Origin of the sequence: Shewanella sp. AC34-MNA-CIBAN-0136 (assembly GCF_040309945.1) — a bacterium.
Classification (GTDB): domain Bacteria; phylum Pseudomonadota; class Gammaproteobacteria; order Enterobacterales; family Shewanellaceae; genus Shewanella.
On the sequence record NZ_JBEOPJ010000009.1, the window covers coordinates 34990 to 51693 of the forward strand.

Annotated in this window: 13 protein-coding genes; 5 read left to right on the plus strand and 8 right to left on the minus strand. The window is 41.6% G+C overall.

Annotated elements, in window-relative coordinates; genetic code table 11:
• Positions 1 to 42 precede the first annotated feature (42 nt).
• From ilvN to AAEY94_RS10705, 3 genes are all read right to left on the minus strand, one after another.
• Positions 43 to 537 carry an acetolactate synthase small subunit gene (ilvN, locus tag AAEY94_RS10695; RefSeq protein WP_101087532.1) on the minus strand — a complete coding sequence of 165 codons (495 nt, stop codon included), beginning with the start codon at positions 535 to 537 and terminating at the stop codon, positions 43 to 45.
• Positions 537 to 2255 carry an acetolactate synthase 3 large subunit gene (locus AAEY94_RS10700; RefSeq protein ID WP_182744847.1) on the minus strand — a complete coding sequence of 573 codons (1719 nt, stop codon included), beginning with the start codon at positions 2253 to 2255 and terminating at the stop codon, positions 537 to 539. The genes ilvN and AAEY94_RS10700 overlap by 1 nt, the downstream gene beginning before the upstream one ends.
• A 397-nt stretch (positions 2256 to 2652) precedes the next feature.
• The gene (locus AAEY94_RS10705; protein ID WP_182744867.1) at positions 2653 to 3813 is read right to left on the minus strand and encodes a multidrug effflux MFS transporter; all 1161 of its coding nucleotides are present in this window, start codon (positions 3811 to 3813) and stop codon (positions 2653 to 2655) included.
• A 304-nt stretch (positions 3814 to 4117) separates the two neighbouring features.
• Here AAEY94_RS10705 and AAEY94_RS10710 point away from each other — a divergent pair, with 304 nt between their 5' ends.
• From AAEY94_RS10710 to AAEY94_RS10730, 5 genes are all read left to right on the plus strand, one after another.
• A complete protein-coding gene (locus AAEY94_RS10710) occupies positions 4118 to 6034 on the plus strand; it encodes a choice-of-anchor I family protein (RefSeq protein ID WP_259395479.1) in 1917 nt (638 codons plus the stop codon).
• A 151-nt stretch (positions 6035 to 6185) separates the two neighbouring features.
• Complete coding sequence (locus AAEY94_RS10715) at positions 6186 to 7988, plus strand: SulP family inorganic anion transporter (protein WP_502959397.1); 1803 nt, start codon at positions 6186 to 6188, stop codon at positions 7986 to 7988.
• 228 nt (positions 7989 to 8216) lie between these two features.
• On the plus strand, positions 8217 to 8840 hold the full coding sequence (locus AAEY94_RS10720) for a 2OG-Fe(II) oxygenase (RefSeq protein ID WP_350978774.1): 624 nt from the start codon (positions 8217 to 8219) through the stop codon (positions 8838 to 8840).
• Positions 8841 to 9021: 181 nt separating this feature from the next.
• Positions 9022 to 9612 (plus strand): GNAT family N-acetyltransferase, encoded by a 591-nt coding sequence (locus tag AAEY94_RS10725; protein WP_335692576.1) that lies wholly within the window; start codon positions 9022 to 9024, stop codon positions 9610 to 9612.
• An 18-nt stretch (positions 9613 to 9630) separates the two neighbouring features.
• Positions 9631 to 10035, plus strand: a complete 405-nt coding sequence (locus tag AAEY94_RS10730) for a hypothetical protein (RefSeq protein WP_101087535.1) — start codon at positions 9631 to 9633, stop codon at positions 10033 to 10035.
• Between the two features lie 70 nt (positions 10036 to 10105).
• On the opposite strand, the gene AAEY94_RS10735 is transcribed toward AAEY94_RS10730, so the two are convergent.
• The 5 genes from AAEY94_RS10735 to sbcB form a co-directional block, all read right to left on the minus strand.
• Positions 10106 to 10438 carry a YdbL family probable chaperone protein gene (locus AAEY94_RS10735; RefSeq protein WP_182744849.1) on the minus strand — a complete coding sequence of 111 codons (333 nt, stop codon included), beginning with the start codon at positions 10436 to 10438 and terminating at the stop codon, positions 10106 to 10108.
• 15 nt (positions 10439 to 10453) lie between these two features.
• Positions 10454 to 10612 carry a YnbE family lipoprotein gene (locus AAEY94_RS10740; protein ID WP_081430160.1) on the minus strand — a complete coding sequence of 53 codons (159 nt, stop codon included), beginning with the start codon at positions 10610 to 10612 and terminating at the stop codon, positions 10454 to 10456.
• 63 nt (positions 10613 to 10675) lie between these two features.
• Positions 10676 to 13816 carry an intermembrane phospholipid transport YdbH family protein gene (locus tag AAEY94_RS10745; protein ID WP_350978777.1) on the minus strand — a complete coding sequence of 1047 codons (3141 nt, stop codon included), beginning with the start codon at positions 13814 to 13816 and terminating at the stop codon, positions 10676 to 10678.
• Between the two features lie 488 nt (positions 13817 to 14304).
• The gene (cdd, locus tag AAEY94_RS10750) at positions 14305 to 15201 is read right to left on the minus strand and encodes a cytidine deaminase (protein WP_101087538.1); all 897 of its coding nucleotides are present in this window, start codon (positions 15199 to 15201) and stop codon (positions 14305 to 14307) included.
• A gap of 45 nt (positions 15202 to 15246) precedes the next feature.
• The gene (sbcB, locus tag AAEY94_RS10755; RefSeq protein ID WP_350978779.1) at positions 15247 to 16662 is read right to left on the minus strand and encodes an exodeoxyribonuclease I; all 1416 of its coding nucleotides are present in this window, start codon (positions 16660 to 16662) and stop codon (positions 15247 to 15249) included.
• Between the last annotated feature and the right edge of the window lie 42 nt (positions 16663 to 16704).

Below are 16704 nucleotides of genomic sequence, written 5' to 3' on the forward strand. Positions count from 1 at the left end.
AGCCCAATAGGACTCTGCTTTTTTGTGTCAGACAACCTGTAATTAGGCTCTCATTGATTTTTCACCTCGGGCTAAACCAACCACACCAGAACGCGATATTTCAATCACTTTGGTCATATCGGTGATCGCATGGATAAACGCATCAATTTTATCGCTGGTTCCGACCATTTGGATCGTATAAATATTGGCGGTAACATCAACGATTTGGCCACGAAAAATATCCGCAGTGCGTTTGACTTCTTCGCGTTGATCGCCTTGAGCTTTCACTTTAACTAAGGCAATTTCACGTTCAATATAGGCCGACTCGGTAATGTTAGCCACTTTCAAAATATCGATAAGCTTATGCAATTGTTTTTCAATTTGCTCAAGAATATTGGCATCAGCAATCACGGTAATATTTAAGCGTGACAAGGTCACATCTTCAGTCGGCGCAACGGTTAAGCTTTCGATGTTGTAACCGCGTTGAGAAAATAATCCCACCACTCGTGACAATGCGCCTGGTTGGTTTTCAAGTAATACAGAAATAATACGACGCATTAGCTTTTCTCCGTTTTGCTTAGCCACATTTCGTTCATCGCACCGCCGCGAATGAGCATTGGGTACACATGTTCAGTCTCGTCTACGCTGATATCAACAAACACTAACTTATCCTTCATCGCCAAGGCTTCAGCCAGCTTAGATTCTAATTCATCTGGATGATTAATGTTCATTCCCACATGGCCATAGGCTTCAGCAATTTTGGCAAAGTTAGGCACAGAATCCATATAAGAATGGGAATGACGACCTGAATAAATCATGTCCTGCCACTGTTTCACCATGCCAAGGAAGCGGTTGTTTAAGTTGATAATTTTAACCGGAGTATCATATTGCAGTGCCGTTGAAAGCTCCTGAATATTCATTTGGATAGAACCATCACCCGTAACGCACACTACAGTCGCTTCAGGGAACGCCATTTTAACGCCCATTGCCGCAGGTAAACCAAAGCCCATGGTGCCTAATCCACCTGAGTTAATCCAACGGCGTGGTTTATCGAACGGATAATATAACGCGGCAAACATTTGATGTTGGCCGACATCCGACGCCACATAAGCGTCACCATTGGTGAGTTTGTACAATGTTTCAATAACTTGCTGTGGTTTGATTCTATCTGTAGTGCGATCGAACTCTAAGCTCTTTCGTGAACGCCAAATTTCAATGTCGCTCCACCATGCTGCCATAGCTGTAGCATCATTGGTGTCCTTGGATTCATCAAGTAGATCTAACATGCCGTCTAAAATATTGTCGGCAGAGCCAACAATTGGAATATCGACCCGAACCGTTTTAGAGATAGAAGATGGATCAATATCGATGTGTAAAATGGTGGCGTTAGGACAATATTTTTCAACATTGTTGGTGGTGCGGTCGTCAAAACGGACCCCAATACCAAAGATTAAATCGGTGTTGTGCATTGCCATATTCGCTTCGTATAAACCATGCATTCCTAGCATGCCTAAACTCTGCTTATGGGTGCCAGGAAACGCGCCTAAGCCCATTAAGGTACTCACGACAGGGATGTTTAAACGTTCGGCAAGGGCAAGTATTTGTGCATCACAACCCGAAATAACCGCGCCACCACCGACATATAATACCGGTTTTTTAGCCGCTAACAGGGCTTGCAAACCGCGACGAATTTGGCCTTTATGACCCGATGTAGTGGGGTTATACGAACGCATTTTAACGCTGTCCGGATAAACATAATCATGCAGTATATCTGGGCTTAAACAGTCTTTAGGCAAATCAATGACCACAGGGCCAGGGCGACCGGTAGCGGCAATGAAAAAGGCTTTTTTAACCGTTTCTGGAATGTCTTTTGCGTCTGTTATTAAAAAACTGTGCTTAACGATTGGGCGAGAAATACCAATCATGTCGCATTCTTGGAAGGCATCATTACCAATCAAATTACTCGGCACTTGACCAGACAACACAACCAGTGGGATTGAATCCATGTAAGCAGTGGCAATACCAGTAATAGCATTGGTGGCACCAGGGCCTGAAGTGACTAACACGACGCCAACTTTGCCAGTTGCACGGGCATAACCATCAGCCATGTGCACAGCGGCTTGTTCATGACGAACTAGGATATGTTCAATACCAGATATTTTATGCAGAGAATCATAGATGTCTAATACCGAACCACCGGGATAACCGAAGATATGGCTGACACCTTCATCTATTAATGAGCGCACGATCATACTCGCGCCAGAAAGCTTTTCCATGAAATGAATCCTTGTTAAGTTACCGTATGGTAAACAGTATCTTGTATACAACGACGGTAATCGTTTTAAAAAATAAGTTTGAAGGATAATCCAAACTCGAAGATTGAAATTGCTGTCGCAATATTCAATGGCTGGTTTCATTGTTACTGAACAAGTAACTAGCCTCCATCTTATGTAAATTTATTTTTACTGCAACCCCTTTAGTTAATTATTTTTCAAGGTTGAAATCATTTCATGTTTATGAGCTGTTTTTTTGTTGTTGTGATGAGTTTGATGTTTAAGTGCTGCTATTTGCTCGGCGAAAGGGGATTGATAGTGTCTATCACCAATAATAAGGCAATAAAAAGACCACTAAAATAGTGGTCTCTGCATAATGTTATTTCAGAAATATTTTGCGTTATTCAGTTTTAGGTAAGGTACTTTGAAAAAACTGACATAATCCGACTAGCAATATTGCGCCAAGCATCAGCGCTGAAAAGGGCACGGCAGTACCATCATAAAAGTACGCCAACAGTGGCCCTGCTACTGCACCAAAACCAAATCTTAGCGTACCAATGACGGCAGTTGCGGTGCCGGTTTCTTGCTTGAACTTCATTAATACAATGGCGTCTGCATTGACCGACATTACCCCGAGCGAACCCATTAAAGGGATAAGCATTAACACGGTAAAATGATAACTTAAATCAAGTAAATTAACCGCTAGTAGGCCGGTTGCGGCAATGACGCCGAAGAATGTTGCTACGTGTAACATCCGTTTTGAGCCGAATCGGGTTACCACTCTAGAGTTAACAATATTGGCGAGCATCAAGGCTCCCACATTGGTGCTAAATAAAATCGCAAACAGCGATTTATCTAAATTAAACACTTCCATGTAAATAAATGGCGAAGCGGTTAAGTAACAAAAGAAAGCAAATGACGTTAATACACCGCTGGATAAATTCAGTTTGACGCCATTGCGAGCAAAGACTGTGTAGTAACCGCCTAAAAATGTCTTTTGACTGCGACTGCCAAGATCTTTATCGCTGGGCATTTTTAGTTTAAATAATACTAATACCAATAATGTGATGGCATAACAACTTTGGCTTAAAAAGATAAGATGCCAATCACCGAGCTCCATAATTAAACTGCCTAAAGTAGGGGCGAGCAATGGTGCTAACATCATGATAAGACTTACATAAGACATACCTTTGGCGGTGTTGTCGCCATAGATCTCTTTAATATAACCCGGTACCACAACCGTGGCAGCTGCGCCAATGAGAGCTTGTGCAAAACGCAATATTAAAAACTGTTCAATACTGGTACTAAGTGCAATTAACAAGCTGATAATGGTGAAACCTAATAACCCAAAAATCACCAGTGGTCGACGACCAATTTTATCGGCAAGGGGGCCAAAAATCAGCATGCCTAAGGCATAACCTGCAAGATAAATACTGAGTGACTGTTGTACTGTGGTGATGTCGGTCTCAAAACCTAATGCCAGCATGGACATTGCCGGTAAGTACATGTCTATGGCTAAAGGCGTAATGGCGACAATAGCGGCAAGCATAGGGATTAGCATCGCTAAGTGGGGAATACCCGCAGAGACTGGAGACGAGTCGAATTTTGATGGCGATACCACGTGAACCTCATGTGCTTTAGGTGTTGCAGACGATGCTAATTTAATCAACGCTAGTTTACCACGATATTAGACATTTACTGCGGCTGATTTTGTAATGAATAATATGTACAGATTGTGCTTACATTTTCATTATATTGATTTTTATTGATGGCACATAAATGCAACATTATTGTCATTAAAGCTTCATTGTTTTTGATTAGATTATTCGCTTTAGATTACCAACCTCTATTCGGAACTTTAGTTTATGATGCGCTTTGTTCAAGGAAAAACGGCACTGTTAGTGTCTGCAATAATGACCACCATGCTACTAACAGCGTGCGATGGCGATGACGGCCAAATGGGCTCAAAGGGTGATAGTGGCGTAGATGGAGCCAGTGGTAATAATGGTTTATCTGCTTTGGTTAGTGTAACCCCTCTTGCTGTAGGTCATGCTCAGTGCGCGTTTGGTGGTCAGCAAATTGACACTGGATTAGACACTAATAGTAACGGCGTATTAGAGATGAGTGAGGTTGATAGCAACCAAACTCAAACGATTTGTAATGTTACCCAAAATACTTTGGCAGTTGATTTAGTGGGGCGTTATCAGTCTGGTGTTTATGGCTTAAGTGCTGCAGAAATTGTCGATTATCATCCGTTGAGTCAGAGCGCCTTTGTGGTGAATGCTCAAAGTGGCAAAGTAGATGTACTCGATTTATCGACATTAACTCAAACAGCCGTTCAAGATGAAGCAGGCTACAGTTTAAATAATATTGCCAAAAAGACCGAATTGAATATTAGCGTCGATACCGGGTTAACCTTACTGGGCGCCGTGAACAGTGTCAGTGTCTCGGGTAATTTGTTAGCGGCAGCCGTTGAGCGAGGCGATGCGTTAGGTAACGCTACTCAAGGTAATGGTATAGTGGCGTTCTATCGATTATCTGAAAGCGCGTTACCCGTTTATTTGTCGTTTGTTGAGGTGGGTGCATTACCTGATAATGTCACTTTTAGCCCTGACGGTAGTGTGTTGTTAGTTGCCGATGAAGGTGAGCCTAATAGCGCTTATGATGTTGACCCTGAAGGTTCTGTTGCGTTAATTGCCATTGTGGGTGGTGTGCCAGCAACCACGGCAACTGTCATTGATTTTAAAGATTTTAATATTGGTGGTACGCGTAATTCAGAGCTTAATCCATTGATTAAAATTAATGGTCCTGGCGCGAGTGTGGCGCAAGATTTAGAGCCTGAGTACATTTCAGTGTCAGCTGACAGTCAATTTGCGTATGTCAGTTTACAAGAAAACAATGCTATTGCTGTGATTGATATAGCAACAGCAACGGTAAAGCGTATTATTGCATTAGGGCTTAAAGATTTTGGTTTAGACGCTAATAAAATTGATGCCAGTGACAAAGACGATGCCATAAATTTACAAGCTTACGAAGGTGTTTATGGTATGTATCAGCCTGATACTATTGCTAGTTATCGATGGAATAATACTGATTTTATCGTAACGGCCAACGAAGGTGATGCCCGCGACTATGACGGTTTTTCTGAAGAAGCTCGAGCTGAAGATTTGAATTTAGATCCTAACCATCCGCAGTTTGCTGCCGCACAAGATAAAACCCAACTTGGGCGCTTAAAAGTCACCACGAGTATGGGCGATGAGAATAATGATGGCTTAATGGATAAAATAGTCGCTTACGGTGGCCGTTCATTTTCGATTTGGACTGCAGAGGGGCAACAAGTTTTTGACAGTGGTAGTGATTTCGAGCGTATTACCGCGGCGTTATTAGCGATGAACTTCAATAACAACAACGATGAAAACAAAGGTGATAGCCGCAGCGACGACAAAGGTCCGGAGCCAGAGGCATTAGCTATTGGCCAAATAGGTTCACATACTTATGCCTTTATTGGTTTAGAACGCACCGGTGGTTTTATGATCTACGACATTACTAACCCTTTTGCCGTATCGTTTGTCGATTATGTTCGTAATCGTAATTTTGATGCCGACTTTGCCATTGATACCGACACCGGCGAAGTAGAAGGTGATGCCTCTTTAGCGGGTGATTTAGGTCCTGAGGGGATGAAGTTTATTGCTAGTCAATACAGCCCTACCGGATTGCCATTATTGTTAATTGGTAATGAAGTCAGCGGCACCACTGTGGTATATCAATTACGTTTACAGTAACGATATCGCTACTTCTGTATCATTACGGCTATTTTATATTAGCCACAAATTAGTAACTCAAAACGCCAAGTCTAACTCGCTTGGCGTTTTTTATTGGATGAAATTTTATTTATCGTTGGTGAATATGTCGTAATTAATTTGAAATAAAACTATGATAACAACCTGCTTTATTATTATTGAGGTTGTTGTGTTACTGAGTCGGTTATATGGATTTATGCCTGGTTTAGAAACCTTTTCTCGTTACGAGCGAAGCTGGCTTAAAGATGATGTTCGTGCTGGTTTATCTGTTGCTGCAGTCGCTTTACCCGTGGCAATTGCGTATGCGCAGTTAACGGGCGTGAATGCAGCTGTAGGTTTGTATTCATGCGTGTTGCCGATGCTCATCTACGCCTTATTTGGCACCTCAAGACAACTAATCGTTGGCCCTGATGCTGCAACATGTGCGGTAATTGCCGCCGTTGTGACCCCTCTAGCGGCCGGCGATAGCCTAAAACATTGGCAATTAGTGATGACCATGACCGTGATGACAGGGTTTTGGTGCTTGATTGCAAGTCGATTTAAATTAGGCGTGTTAGCCGATTTCTTATCCAAACCCATTCTGATGGGGCTGCTTAACGGTGTCGCCATTACCATTATTGTGGGGCAATTCTCAAAAATATTCGGTTTTACCTTTGATGAAAAATACTTGCTTGAACGCCTAGGCGGTGCGCCAAGTTATTTATCACAAACTCACATACCGACATTGATGATGGCCATTCTCACTGTGGTTGTTTATTTTGTGATGAAGCGGTTAAAACCGACATGGCCAGCATCAATGTTTGCTATTGCAGTCGGTGGTGCATTGGTGTGGGCTTTTCATTTAACCGATTATGATGTGGCGGTTATTGGTAGCGTGGCAGGTGGCTTGCCATCATTTCAAGCTCCTGTGTTTAACATTGGTATTGCGCGTGAATTAGTGATGCCGGCACTCAACTTAGCCATGGTCAGTTTTGTGAGTATGATGCTGACCGCGCGCAGTTTTGCCGCTAAAAATGGTTACGACATTGATGCTGACAAAGAGTTTAAAGCCTTGGGCTTAGCCAATATTGCTTCTGCATTATCGCAAGGTTTTGCCGTGAGTGGTGCCGATTCTCGTACTGCGGTAAACGATGCGAATGGCGGTAAAACTCAGTTAGTGTCGGTGATTGCTGCAGTGTTAATCGCCGTAGTGGCGGTGTTTTTAACCGCGCCGTTAGAGTTTATTCCCAGCGCAGCGCTCGGGGTAGTATTAGTGATAGCGTCTGTGCACCTTATCGACTTAAAAGCGATTTGGGGCCTACGTTTACGTGATCGCCAAGCATTTTATTTAGCTTTAACCACTTTCCTCGCAGTACTTTTTATTGGGGTGATTCCTGGGATCACCCTTGCAGTGTTATTAGGATTGTTTCAGTTTCTTCGTACGGTTATGCGACCGACGGATCAAGTGTTGGGACTGGATGCTAAAGGCATTATTCGCAGCTTAGATAGCAGCGACAAAGCCGCATCGGTACCTGGCGTGTTTATTTATCGGTTCAATTCTCCGCTAACCTATTTTAATGCCACCTATTTTAAACGCCGTTTACTGGAACGCTTTGCTCGGCAGAACCAACTTGAAACGGTCGAATGTGTGATTATAGATGCGGTACCCTGCTTTACTCATTTAGATTTAAGCGTAATGGCAATGCTGACCGACATCGATGTGTTATTAAGAAAGCGTGGTGTCAGTTTAGTGTTGGCAGGGCGTAAGCGGCAGTTAATTAGTTGGTTTGAACAAACTGATATGGTGTCTGGCGAAGAGGGTATTACCATTCGTTCAGATTTATATCTCGCCTTAAAAATGCAACAAAGTCATGTTGCAGCGTGTGAAGCACAAAAGCTTGATGATAGTCATAGCGATGATTCAACCGAGGCCGTATTAACACATAGTCAAATTTAACCATTAGGTTTAGCTGGTACTGTGTGTTAGCTTGGTTTAAGTTTATGAATTTTAATGATTTTAATAAATGTTGTTCATGGCGGTTTTATTCTATAAAATCGCCGAAAATAACCAAGGTATGGCAATCATACTTTGTAATGACGCCCCCTCGAAAATCAGGCCCTTAATTTCCTTTCTGTGCCCTTGAGTAAAGTAAAAAGCGTAGTCTTTCTGTTGGATGTGGCATATATGGTTTCGCAAGTAAGTGAAGCAATGCTGGATGTGATCGCAGATGCGTTAGTCGATAAAGGGTATATCCTTTTATCTGATATCATTCCTGATTATGTAAGTTTAGCCTTGCTTGAAAAAGTGCAAGCTCAGCAAGATATTGATTTTAAAAAAGCCGCCATTGGTCGAGGGATTGAACAACAAATCAATACTGAAATTCGCTCGGATAAAATTAGCTGGTTAGACAATCAAGATCATATTGACCGTGAATATTTATCGATTATGAGCCAATTGAAAGACGGGCTAAATCGTCGTTTGTTTATGGGGCTGTTTGACTTTGAAAGTCACTATGCTGTTTATGAGCCTGGTGCTTTTTATAAAAAACATGTTGATGCGTTGCATGGCAGCCAAAATCGTATTTTATCGACCGTATTTTTCTTGAATCCAGATTGGCAACACAGCGATGGTGGCGAATTGATCATTTATGATGAGTTTGATGCACCTTTAGAAGTCGTTAATCCTAAAATTGGTACCTTGGTATTGTTTTTAAGTGAACGCTTTCCGCATGAAGTCAGGCCGACCACAAAAACCCGTAATAGTATTGCCGGCTGGTTTAGGGTGAGTAACGCGAATCACGGTTTTTAATTCTACCGTTGGCAAGGGATCCGTCTTTAGTGATTGGTTGTAGCAACAGCAAAACAATGTTTTTACGCGATAGATAAAAACATTGTAGTTGCTGGCTGTAAATCTATATGCAGTTAAGGTAATGTAACCTTTTACTATAAGGAGCGTTAATTTGAGCTGGATTAATAGACAAGATTGCTTAATGGGCGAACATGTTATCCTAGAGCCATTGTCTTTCGATCACGTTCCTGGATTAACTGTGGCTGCCAGTGATGGCGATTTGTGGACATTATGGTTTACGCAAATTCCTAATGCCGATGGTATGAAAGCGTATGTCGAGCATGCTTTAGCTTGTGAAAACAAAGGCGAAGCGGTCGCGTTTGCGGTGCGTGATAAAGTCTCTGGCAATATTATTGGTTGTACTCGAATTTGCCACTGGGACCAACCTAATCGTAGACTCGAAATAGGCTACACTTGGTACGCTAAATCTTATCAACGTAGTGCTATTAATACTGAGTCCAAGTTATTATTACTCCGCTATGCATTTAATACCTTAGATGCTATCGCGGTCGAATTCAGGACGCATTGGCATAATCATGCCTCTCGAAACGCTATCGCACGGTTGGGTGCTAAGCAAGATGGCATTATACGCAATCATAAAATTCAAGCTGACGGGACTATTCGTGACACCGTGGTGTTTTCGATTATTGAAACCGAATGGCCTCAAGTTGAACAATTTTTAACATCTCGTTTAGCGCATTATCAATCGTTAACTTTATCTCCAAATTTCTAAAAACGAAGGGAAACAACCATGAACAAATCTGCTATGTGGGTTTTTACTGTGTCGGCTATATGCATGAGTGTAACTGCACACGCAGAAGATGCTGCAGAAAAAGCATTCACTGATGAACTACTTGAATGTGCAGCGTATTATCAAATTAGCTCGGAAGCGATTGCTGCGATGAATGCCCCACAAATGAAAGCGGTGGGTGATCGTTTAAAAACCTCCGCAATTGATGCCGTGGCGATAGCGGGTAAGTACCGTGCCCCAGAGCAAGTTGAAAAAGATGTTGTTGCTGCTAAACAAAAGCAAATTGATAAATTAGCTGGGTCGAATAACTTAGGCGCATTGATGTCAAAATACAAAGACTCTTGCAAATCGATTGTCACAGACCCACAGAAGCGCTTAGATTATTGGGTTATGGCGACCATGTAATGGTTTGTTAGATATAGATATAGACATAGACATAGACATAGACATAACCACGTAGAGGCAACTCTCGTGGTTATTTTTTTAGCCATTGCCCTTGTGGCGTTTGGATCATATGCCCAGGTTCTGCTGCTTCAATCGCTTTTTGAGCTGCAAGAGTGGCAATTTTATCTAGGCTAATTTTATTTCTCTCAGCGATGAGTTGATAATAGTGTTTGCGTTTGGTATTAACCGTGAGTACTAGCTGTTGTGTTTCTTTTGATGGAATGACAACACCTAAATAACCGTTTGTTTGCTCACCTACTAGTCTGGCCGTTTTGGCTTGTTGCAATGTCATTGCCCAAGCAGTGGCACACCATAATAAACTGGTTAAGCATACGGCAGTGGCTAAAGCGAATCTAGATTTCATCTTGATAACCTCTGCTTAAAATAACTCGTCATTCTCAAGTAAATTATTGAGTTCTTTTTCCACTTTAATTCTAATTTCATGCTCAATTTTAACATTTAAGTTAATGACAATTGGCTTGTCAGGTGGCTCTATCTTTACGGTAGGCGTACAAGCTGATAACCATAACGATGCCATTATGGTGCTGATACTGACTAAATATGTCGATGAATATTTCACGTGGACGATCCTTTTATGCTGCTATTGGACTTTTGCTTCAATTTTGCTTTGTAGCTGATTACCGATCTGAGTACTTTTGTATAGCTGAATTAAGTTTTCTTGGTGAGAGTAATTAAGGTGAACAGGGCGCTCAATGTCACGGCTGTTACCTTTTACTGCAATATTAATCTGTGCATCGCCGTTGGGTATCATGTCAAAGGAGCTCGACAATTCAGTATAGTTAAGATGCTCAAGTGCGGTAAAGACTAATCCAAGATAAGGCTGAGATAATTCTAGCTGATCCATTGCAGGATTTCCGGCAACTTCAATTAATCCTCCAGGTGCTCGCGCAGCCAGTTTGCCACCAGTAACAGTCACTTTGCCATCAACCAGTACCGCGGGTAATACGCCATCAAATAAGCCATTGGCTTTAACACCCACTTGCGGTTGCTCTTCTAAGAATTTTTCTAGGCTCAACCCTTGTAATAATAAGTATCCATAAGATTTATCATGCAGTTTTAGTACAAACTCAGGTAATAAAAAGCGTCCATCAAGCATGTCGCCGCTGGCGGTAAGGTTGATGTTGGTCTCGCTTAACCCTGTAACTTGCTGTAACCAATTGGTCGGCGTTTTATTGCCGTCTTTATTGAGTTCGATATCGGCATTCAAATTCAAGTTTGTTAGCGATAAACCAAGTTTAGCTTGCTGTAAACTGATTGCGGTTTGTGGGCAGACTAATTGACTGTGAGCAAAGTGTTTTTCAGCCGCAGGAGTATTAGGACCATCGTGAGTTTGCTGCCAGTTAAATTGGCATTGGGCAAACACGTCACCACCGTTAAAGGTTTTATCTTCCCATTGGCCTGACAAAGATGATAACTGTTGTTGAATTTTCATTTCAAACTGACTGGTGTTGCCTATTTCGCTTAATGCAAAACCTGCGATTAGTTTGCTGTGGCCTTGAATTGTAAAGTTATCTGGCAAGGGTTGGACTTTTTGTAATGTCTTGATTGCTGTTTCAATGTCGGTATCAAAAGTCCATTGGCCAGCTAATGATAATGGGCTTTTTTTATCAGCAAATTTAAGTAAGTGATAACTGCTTAAGTTAAGGGTATCGAGTTGCCATTGTTCGCTACCAACCAGTAATCCTTTGGATAAATTGAGCTGCTGAGTAACCGTAATCTTATCAAGCGCAAGTAGTGGTTGTCGGCGACTTTTGCCCAGTTGCTTGGTGATATCGAGTTTATTGATACGCCAAGCTATGTCGTTGGTTGCAGGGTTTTGTAACCAACGTTCTAGCGACTTGTCGATGGGCTCATCTTGATGTAACGCCAAGATTATACCTTGATTGATGGCAATATCGGCTTTGTTAACCGAGGCCAGTGTGGTTGATAGTTTACTGTTGTCCACTTGGGTTGCTTGCTGAACAATCAATTGGCTAATTTGCAGTGTAAACGGAGATAGATTGAGTTGAGTATTATTTTGTTTGAATGACATGGTCGAGGTGTCGTTAAGCACAAGTCCGAATGACCCCAATAGTGCAGAAGATTTTTTGGTCTGCTTGGTATGTTGTTCATTCTCACTGGTAATACTGCGCAATATACTTGTGTTGTTGACGGCTACGCTGGAGCTTGGCAGCAATGACAGTTCGAGTTGATTTTGTTGCCACTGCGATATTTGACCGACTAGATTCACTTTCGCATTAGAAAGTGACAGCTGCTCTAACGGGATCTCAGGGAATAAGGCTTTTATATCAATTAGACTTGGAGCCATCGCGGTTACTGGTGTTGGTACGGATACATTCTCACTGGCCGTTACAGTTATATCGTCAGCGGCGAGTGTGTTAACTGGCTGTTGTTGTGTCTTGGCTGTTGCTTCCGGGGTCGACAATGCCATACCCCAATCGAAATGACTGTTAAATTGTTGATGACTATTGAATGTGGTGTGCGCCAGTTTTAATTTGCTTTGGAGCAATAACCCTTCAATGCTGACGCTTAGGTCAGGAATTGACACCTGCAGAGGTAGAGCATCATTTTGCAGCGGGATAACGACTTCAACGGGATAGGCAATGCCTACATCGATACTGGCTAGCTGCGAAGGTGATTTAGGGGTTAACTGTTCAATGATATGAACTATTTGATTGGCGTGATCATCGGCTAACAATGCAATTAATTTATTTCTGTCGTCTTGTGAAGGCGACAGTTGGTAGTGTAGCGGGGCAATATCAAGTTTTAGCGCGAAGGCATCAGTGGTTTTACTGTTATCTAGTGAGGCCTGTAGCGGGTAATTGCCCAAATTAAGCATCGCCTTAATGGGTTGTTGCGGCGAAAAATAGACACTAGGCCACAGTGGCGAGTGCAAAGATAATCCGGCTATCGATTGCTGACTGCTCATCTCGCCGCTGATTAAGTTAATTTTACTGTTGGCTGTCCATTGGCCTTCTATGGTGACTTGCTGTTGACGAATGGGTTGTAGAAGTTGTGATAGCTGCGTATGCAAACCATGAAGCATATTGTTGCTTTGCGCTTGTTGTGACTGTTGTTTATTGTTTAATAAGCTTAAATATTGTTCTAATGAATCAAGCCCTTGATAGCTTAACCCTAAATCAACAAGGGTGTTAAATTGCCAAGCACGTTTGTCTAAGCTGGCATCTAGGCTAAATAGCGGGAAGTCATTAAATCGCCACAAGGTATTTAGTTGACCTTTTTGGGTCAAGGTAAGCTGGTCCATCTTTAAAGTGTGTTGCTGTGGGAGATCTTTATCCAGCACTGGTAGCTTAATGTTTATTTCACCTAGCTCAATAGTGGGTAATTTTGCGAGGTTGAGTTGCATTGCCGCCGGAGATTCTTCAGTTTGTTGTGATTGACGAATGAAAAAACTGTCGCCCAAATCAACATAGACACTCTGGGTTTTGATGCTAACGATATCGTCGGCGTTGATTTTTTGGTTTTTAAGAATTTGCAGGCTGTCACGCAGCTCAAGATTGAACTCTTGGATAGCGATATGACTGTCTTCAATTTTTAGGACTAACCTGGGGATCCGAATATGATTAAATGAGACATATTCGGCATCAAAATTAAGCACTTCTATGTGGTTGTCGGCTAATAAGTTGTTGAGTATTTTGACCGTAAGAGGTTTGGCATTTTCGATAATGGCCCACACTAAAGCGACTGTACAAAACAGCATAAAGAGTAAAACTTTGCTAAGGCTCGATATGCGCAATAGTGACTCGCTTTACATTTGTTTGTTCATTGATAACGATGTGCCCGTTAATAATGTTGCAGTTATTATCTGAATTTGGCTATAAGATTGATTAATATCGGCCATGGTAATAATCTTACTCATTATCTGCCATTAAAGGAGATAAATTATCTACAGACTGTTGTTGATTAAACGCTGCATTAGATGAAAATTATTAGCCAGTAAATAATTAAAATAGCAATAAACAGTTGTTTGTTTAACGATGTGTACACCGATAATTTAATGTTATCCATGCTAAATTAATGTTATCCATGCTAAAAATGTCAATTAGCTTAGCATGGTATCAGCAGTAGATTGTTAAAATATAATACATTATTAATCTAGGTTTAATGTAGTGTTAATCCAAATAAAAAAAGGCGCTTATTAGCGCCTTCCATCTATCTGAATATTTAACATAGTAAGTTTGCTGTTATTTATCCCAGCAATGGTTCTACAACCATATGTTGAAGCTCAATCGGTGCGATTGCATGCAGAGCATCCATAGCAGCGCCGACCAAGGTAATTTTGCCTACTGATGATTCGACTAATACCGCGCGCTTTATTTCGCTGTATTGACGGTTATGGCGGATTAAATTGGATAATGCCATTTGCATCGGTTGCATTGATGGATTAAATGCCGCACTTTCAGCATAACGACCACAGAAAGTGGCGCCGTCGTTAGTTTCTAATACAACAGCGGCATTGCTATTAGTATATGGCGCGTAACTGAGGCCCATTTGATCAATGGCTTCGATGATCATTGGGTCATCTGAATCACAATTAAATTCTTGCTCGCGCTTACATAATAGTGGCACGGTTATATCTAAGTCTGCCGGCCCAAACGCATAAGGTAAATAATGCGCTAATGTTTGGGTTGGTTGATTAGGCAGGTGAATATTTATCTTACTGCCATTGACTAGTTCGTTCATAAATTGGCGACAATGACCACAAGGACTGAAGTTTACAATGATATCAACAATTTCTGTTTCACCACTTAACCATGCATGACTGATGGCACTTTGTTCAGCATGAACACTGTGAAATAACGCTTCTCCGGGTAATTCTAAATTAGCACCCATGTACAAGTCGCCACTGCCACCTTTTGCAATAGCACCGACATAAAATTCGCTTATCGGTGGGTTAGCAAGTGCTGCGGCAATAGGTAATAAATCCATGAGCACTTGTTGCTCTGTTTTACCGCTTGCGTTAACTAGGCCTGCAAATTGACTTGCATCAATATGACCGCAAAATTGCTCGTGTAATAATGGCACAAGCGCATTGGCCAAAGGTTTGTCTAGTTGAGTAATGCTTTCTAAAAAACGATTTTGCATTCCCTTAATCCTTAGATGAAATAAATTGGGTAAAAATAAAATTTACTATAGTGACTGTAAATATTGATATAGGGCTTTTAATAGCTTTTGTTTGTGTTCATTCTCGCTGGTTTCTTCGACCAGGTTCTCGAGTTTAATCACATAATCGGCATCCGATAAGCGTTGTTGACAGAAATCACGCCATTTACGGACTTCACTGTCGCTTAATGTTTCTGGATAATTACGTGCCCGAAAACGAAACAACATTTCATTGATCCTCGGATCATCAAATTGCAATGCCAAAGCTGCTAAATTATGTGGTGCAGTATGGCAAATTATGTCCATTTTTGTTTTATCAGCATGGCTGAAAAATCCACCGCTATATAGCATTAAATCAGGATCGGTGATCGGTTTACGATCTGATTCAAGTTCAAATACTTGGTTAAGCTTTTCGCGCAATTCTGGGTGGTTTTTTAAGCGTTTATATTGCTCACGTGCAAATGCTTTATCGAACTGTAATTTTTCAGCTACCTCGTCGTCAAGTAATTTTGGCGATCCGATAAAGGGACACTTGTTAAGGTGGATTTGTTTGAGTGGTATAGCGAGCTCATTTTCAGCTAAGTTTTGACGAGACGTATACATACGGTCGTTTATTTCTTGAGCAGACAATTCTAATAATGGCGAGATATCCATGGCCAAATTAACGCATATCACCGCATTTTTATTAGTTGGGTGATATGCCACTGGCGCAATTAACGTAGTACAGCCTTGCTGCGCACTAATTTTTGAACTGACATGAACCAAAGGCTGCATTTTAAGGACATCAATATGATCCGCAACCGCTTGTTTACGCCTTAAATTAAAATAATATTCGTACAGCTTGGGTTGTGTCTGCTTTATCAGTTTAGCCATAGCAATCGTGGCATAAACGTCTGACATAGCATCATGGGCTTTTTCATGACTTAAACCATTCGCTTGGGTGAGTAACTCTAGCTTGAAACTCGGTGAGCCATCTTCTTTCTTCGGCCAATTTATTCCGTCTGGACGAAATGCATAGCAAGCTCGAACTAAATCAATGATATCCCAACGAGAATTACCGTTTTGCCATTCTCGCGCGTAAGGGTCGATAAAATTACGATAGAAACCATAGCGACTGACCTCATCATCAAAACGTAATGAGTTATAGCCCACAACACAGGTGCTGGGTTGGCTAAACAGCGTATTAATACGTTTCATAAACTCAGCTTCTGGTACGCCCTTAAGGTTGGCCAGTTGTGGGGTTATCCCCGTAATTAATATGGCTTCGGGAGACGGTAAATAGTCAGGCGCGAGTTTGCAATAAAAGGTTTCAGGCTCACCGATAATGTTGAGTTCTAAATCGGTTCGAATTCCCGCAAACTGAGACGGACGATCTTTGCTTGGGTTTGCCCCGAATGTTTCATAATCGTGCCAGAATAAGGTGGGTTGAATTGCGTTAGCCATAGTAAGTATAAGATCCTTTTCGCGATTAAAACCATGTTAACA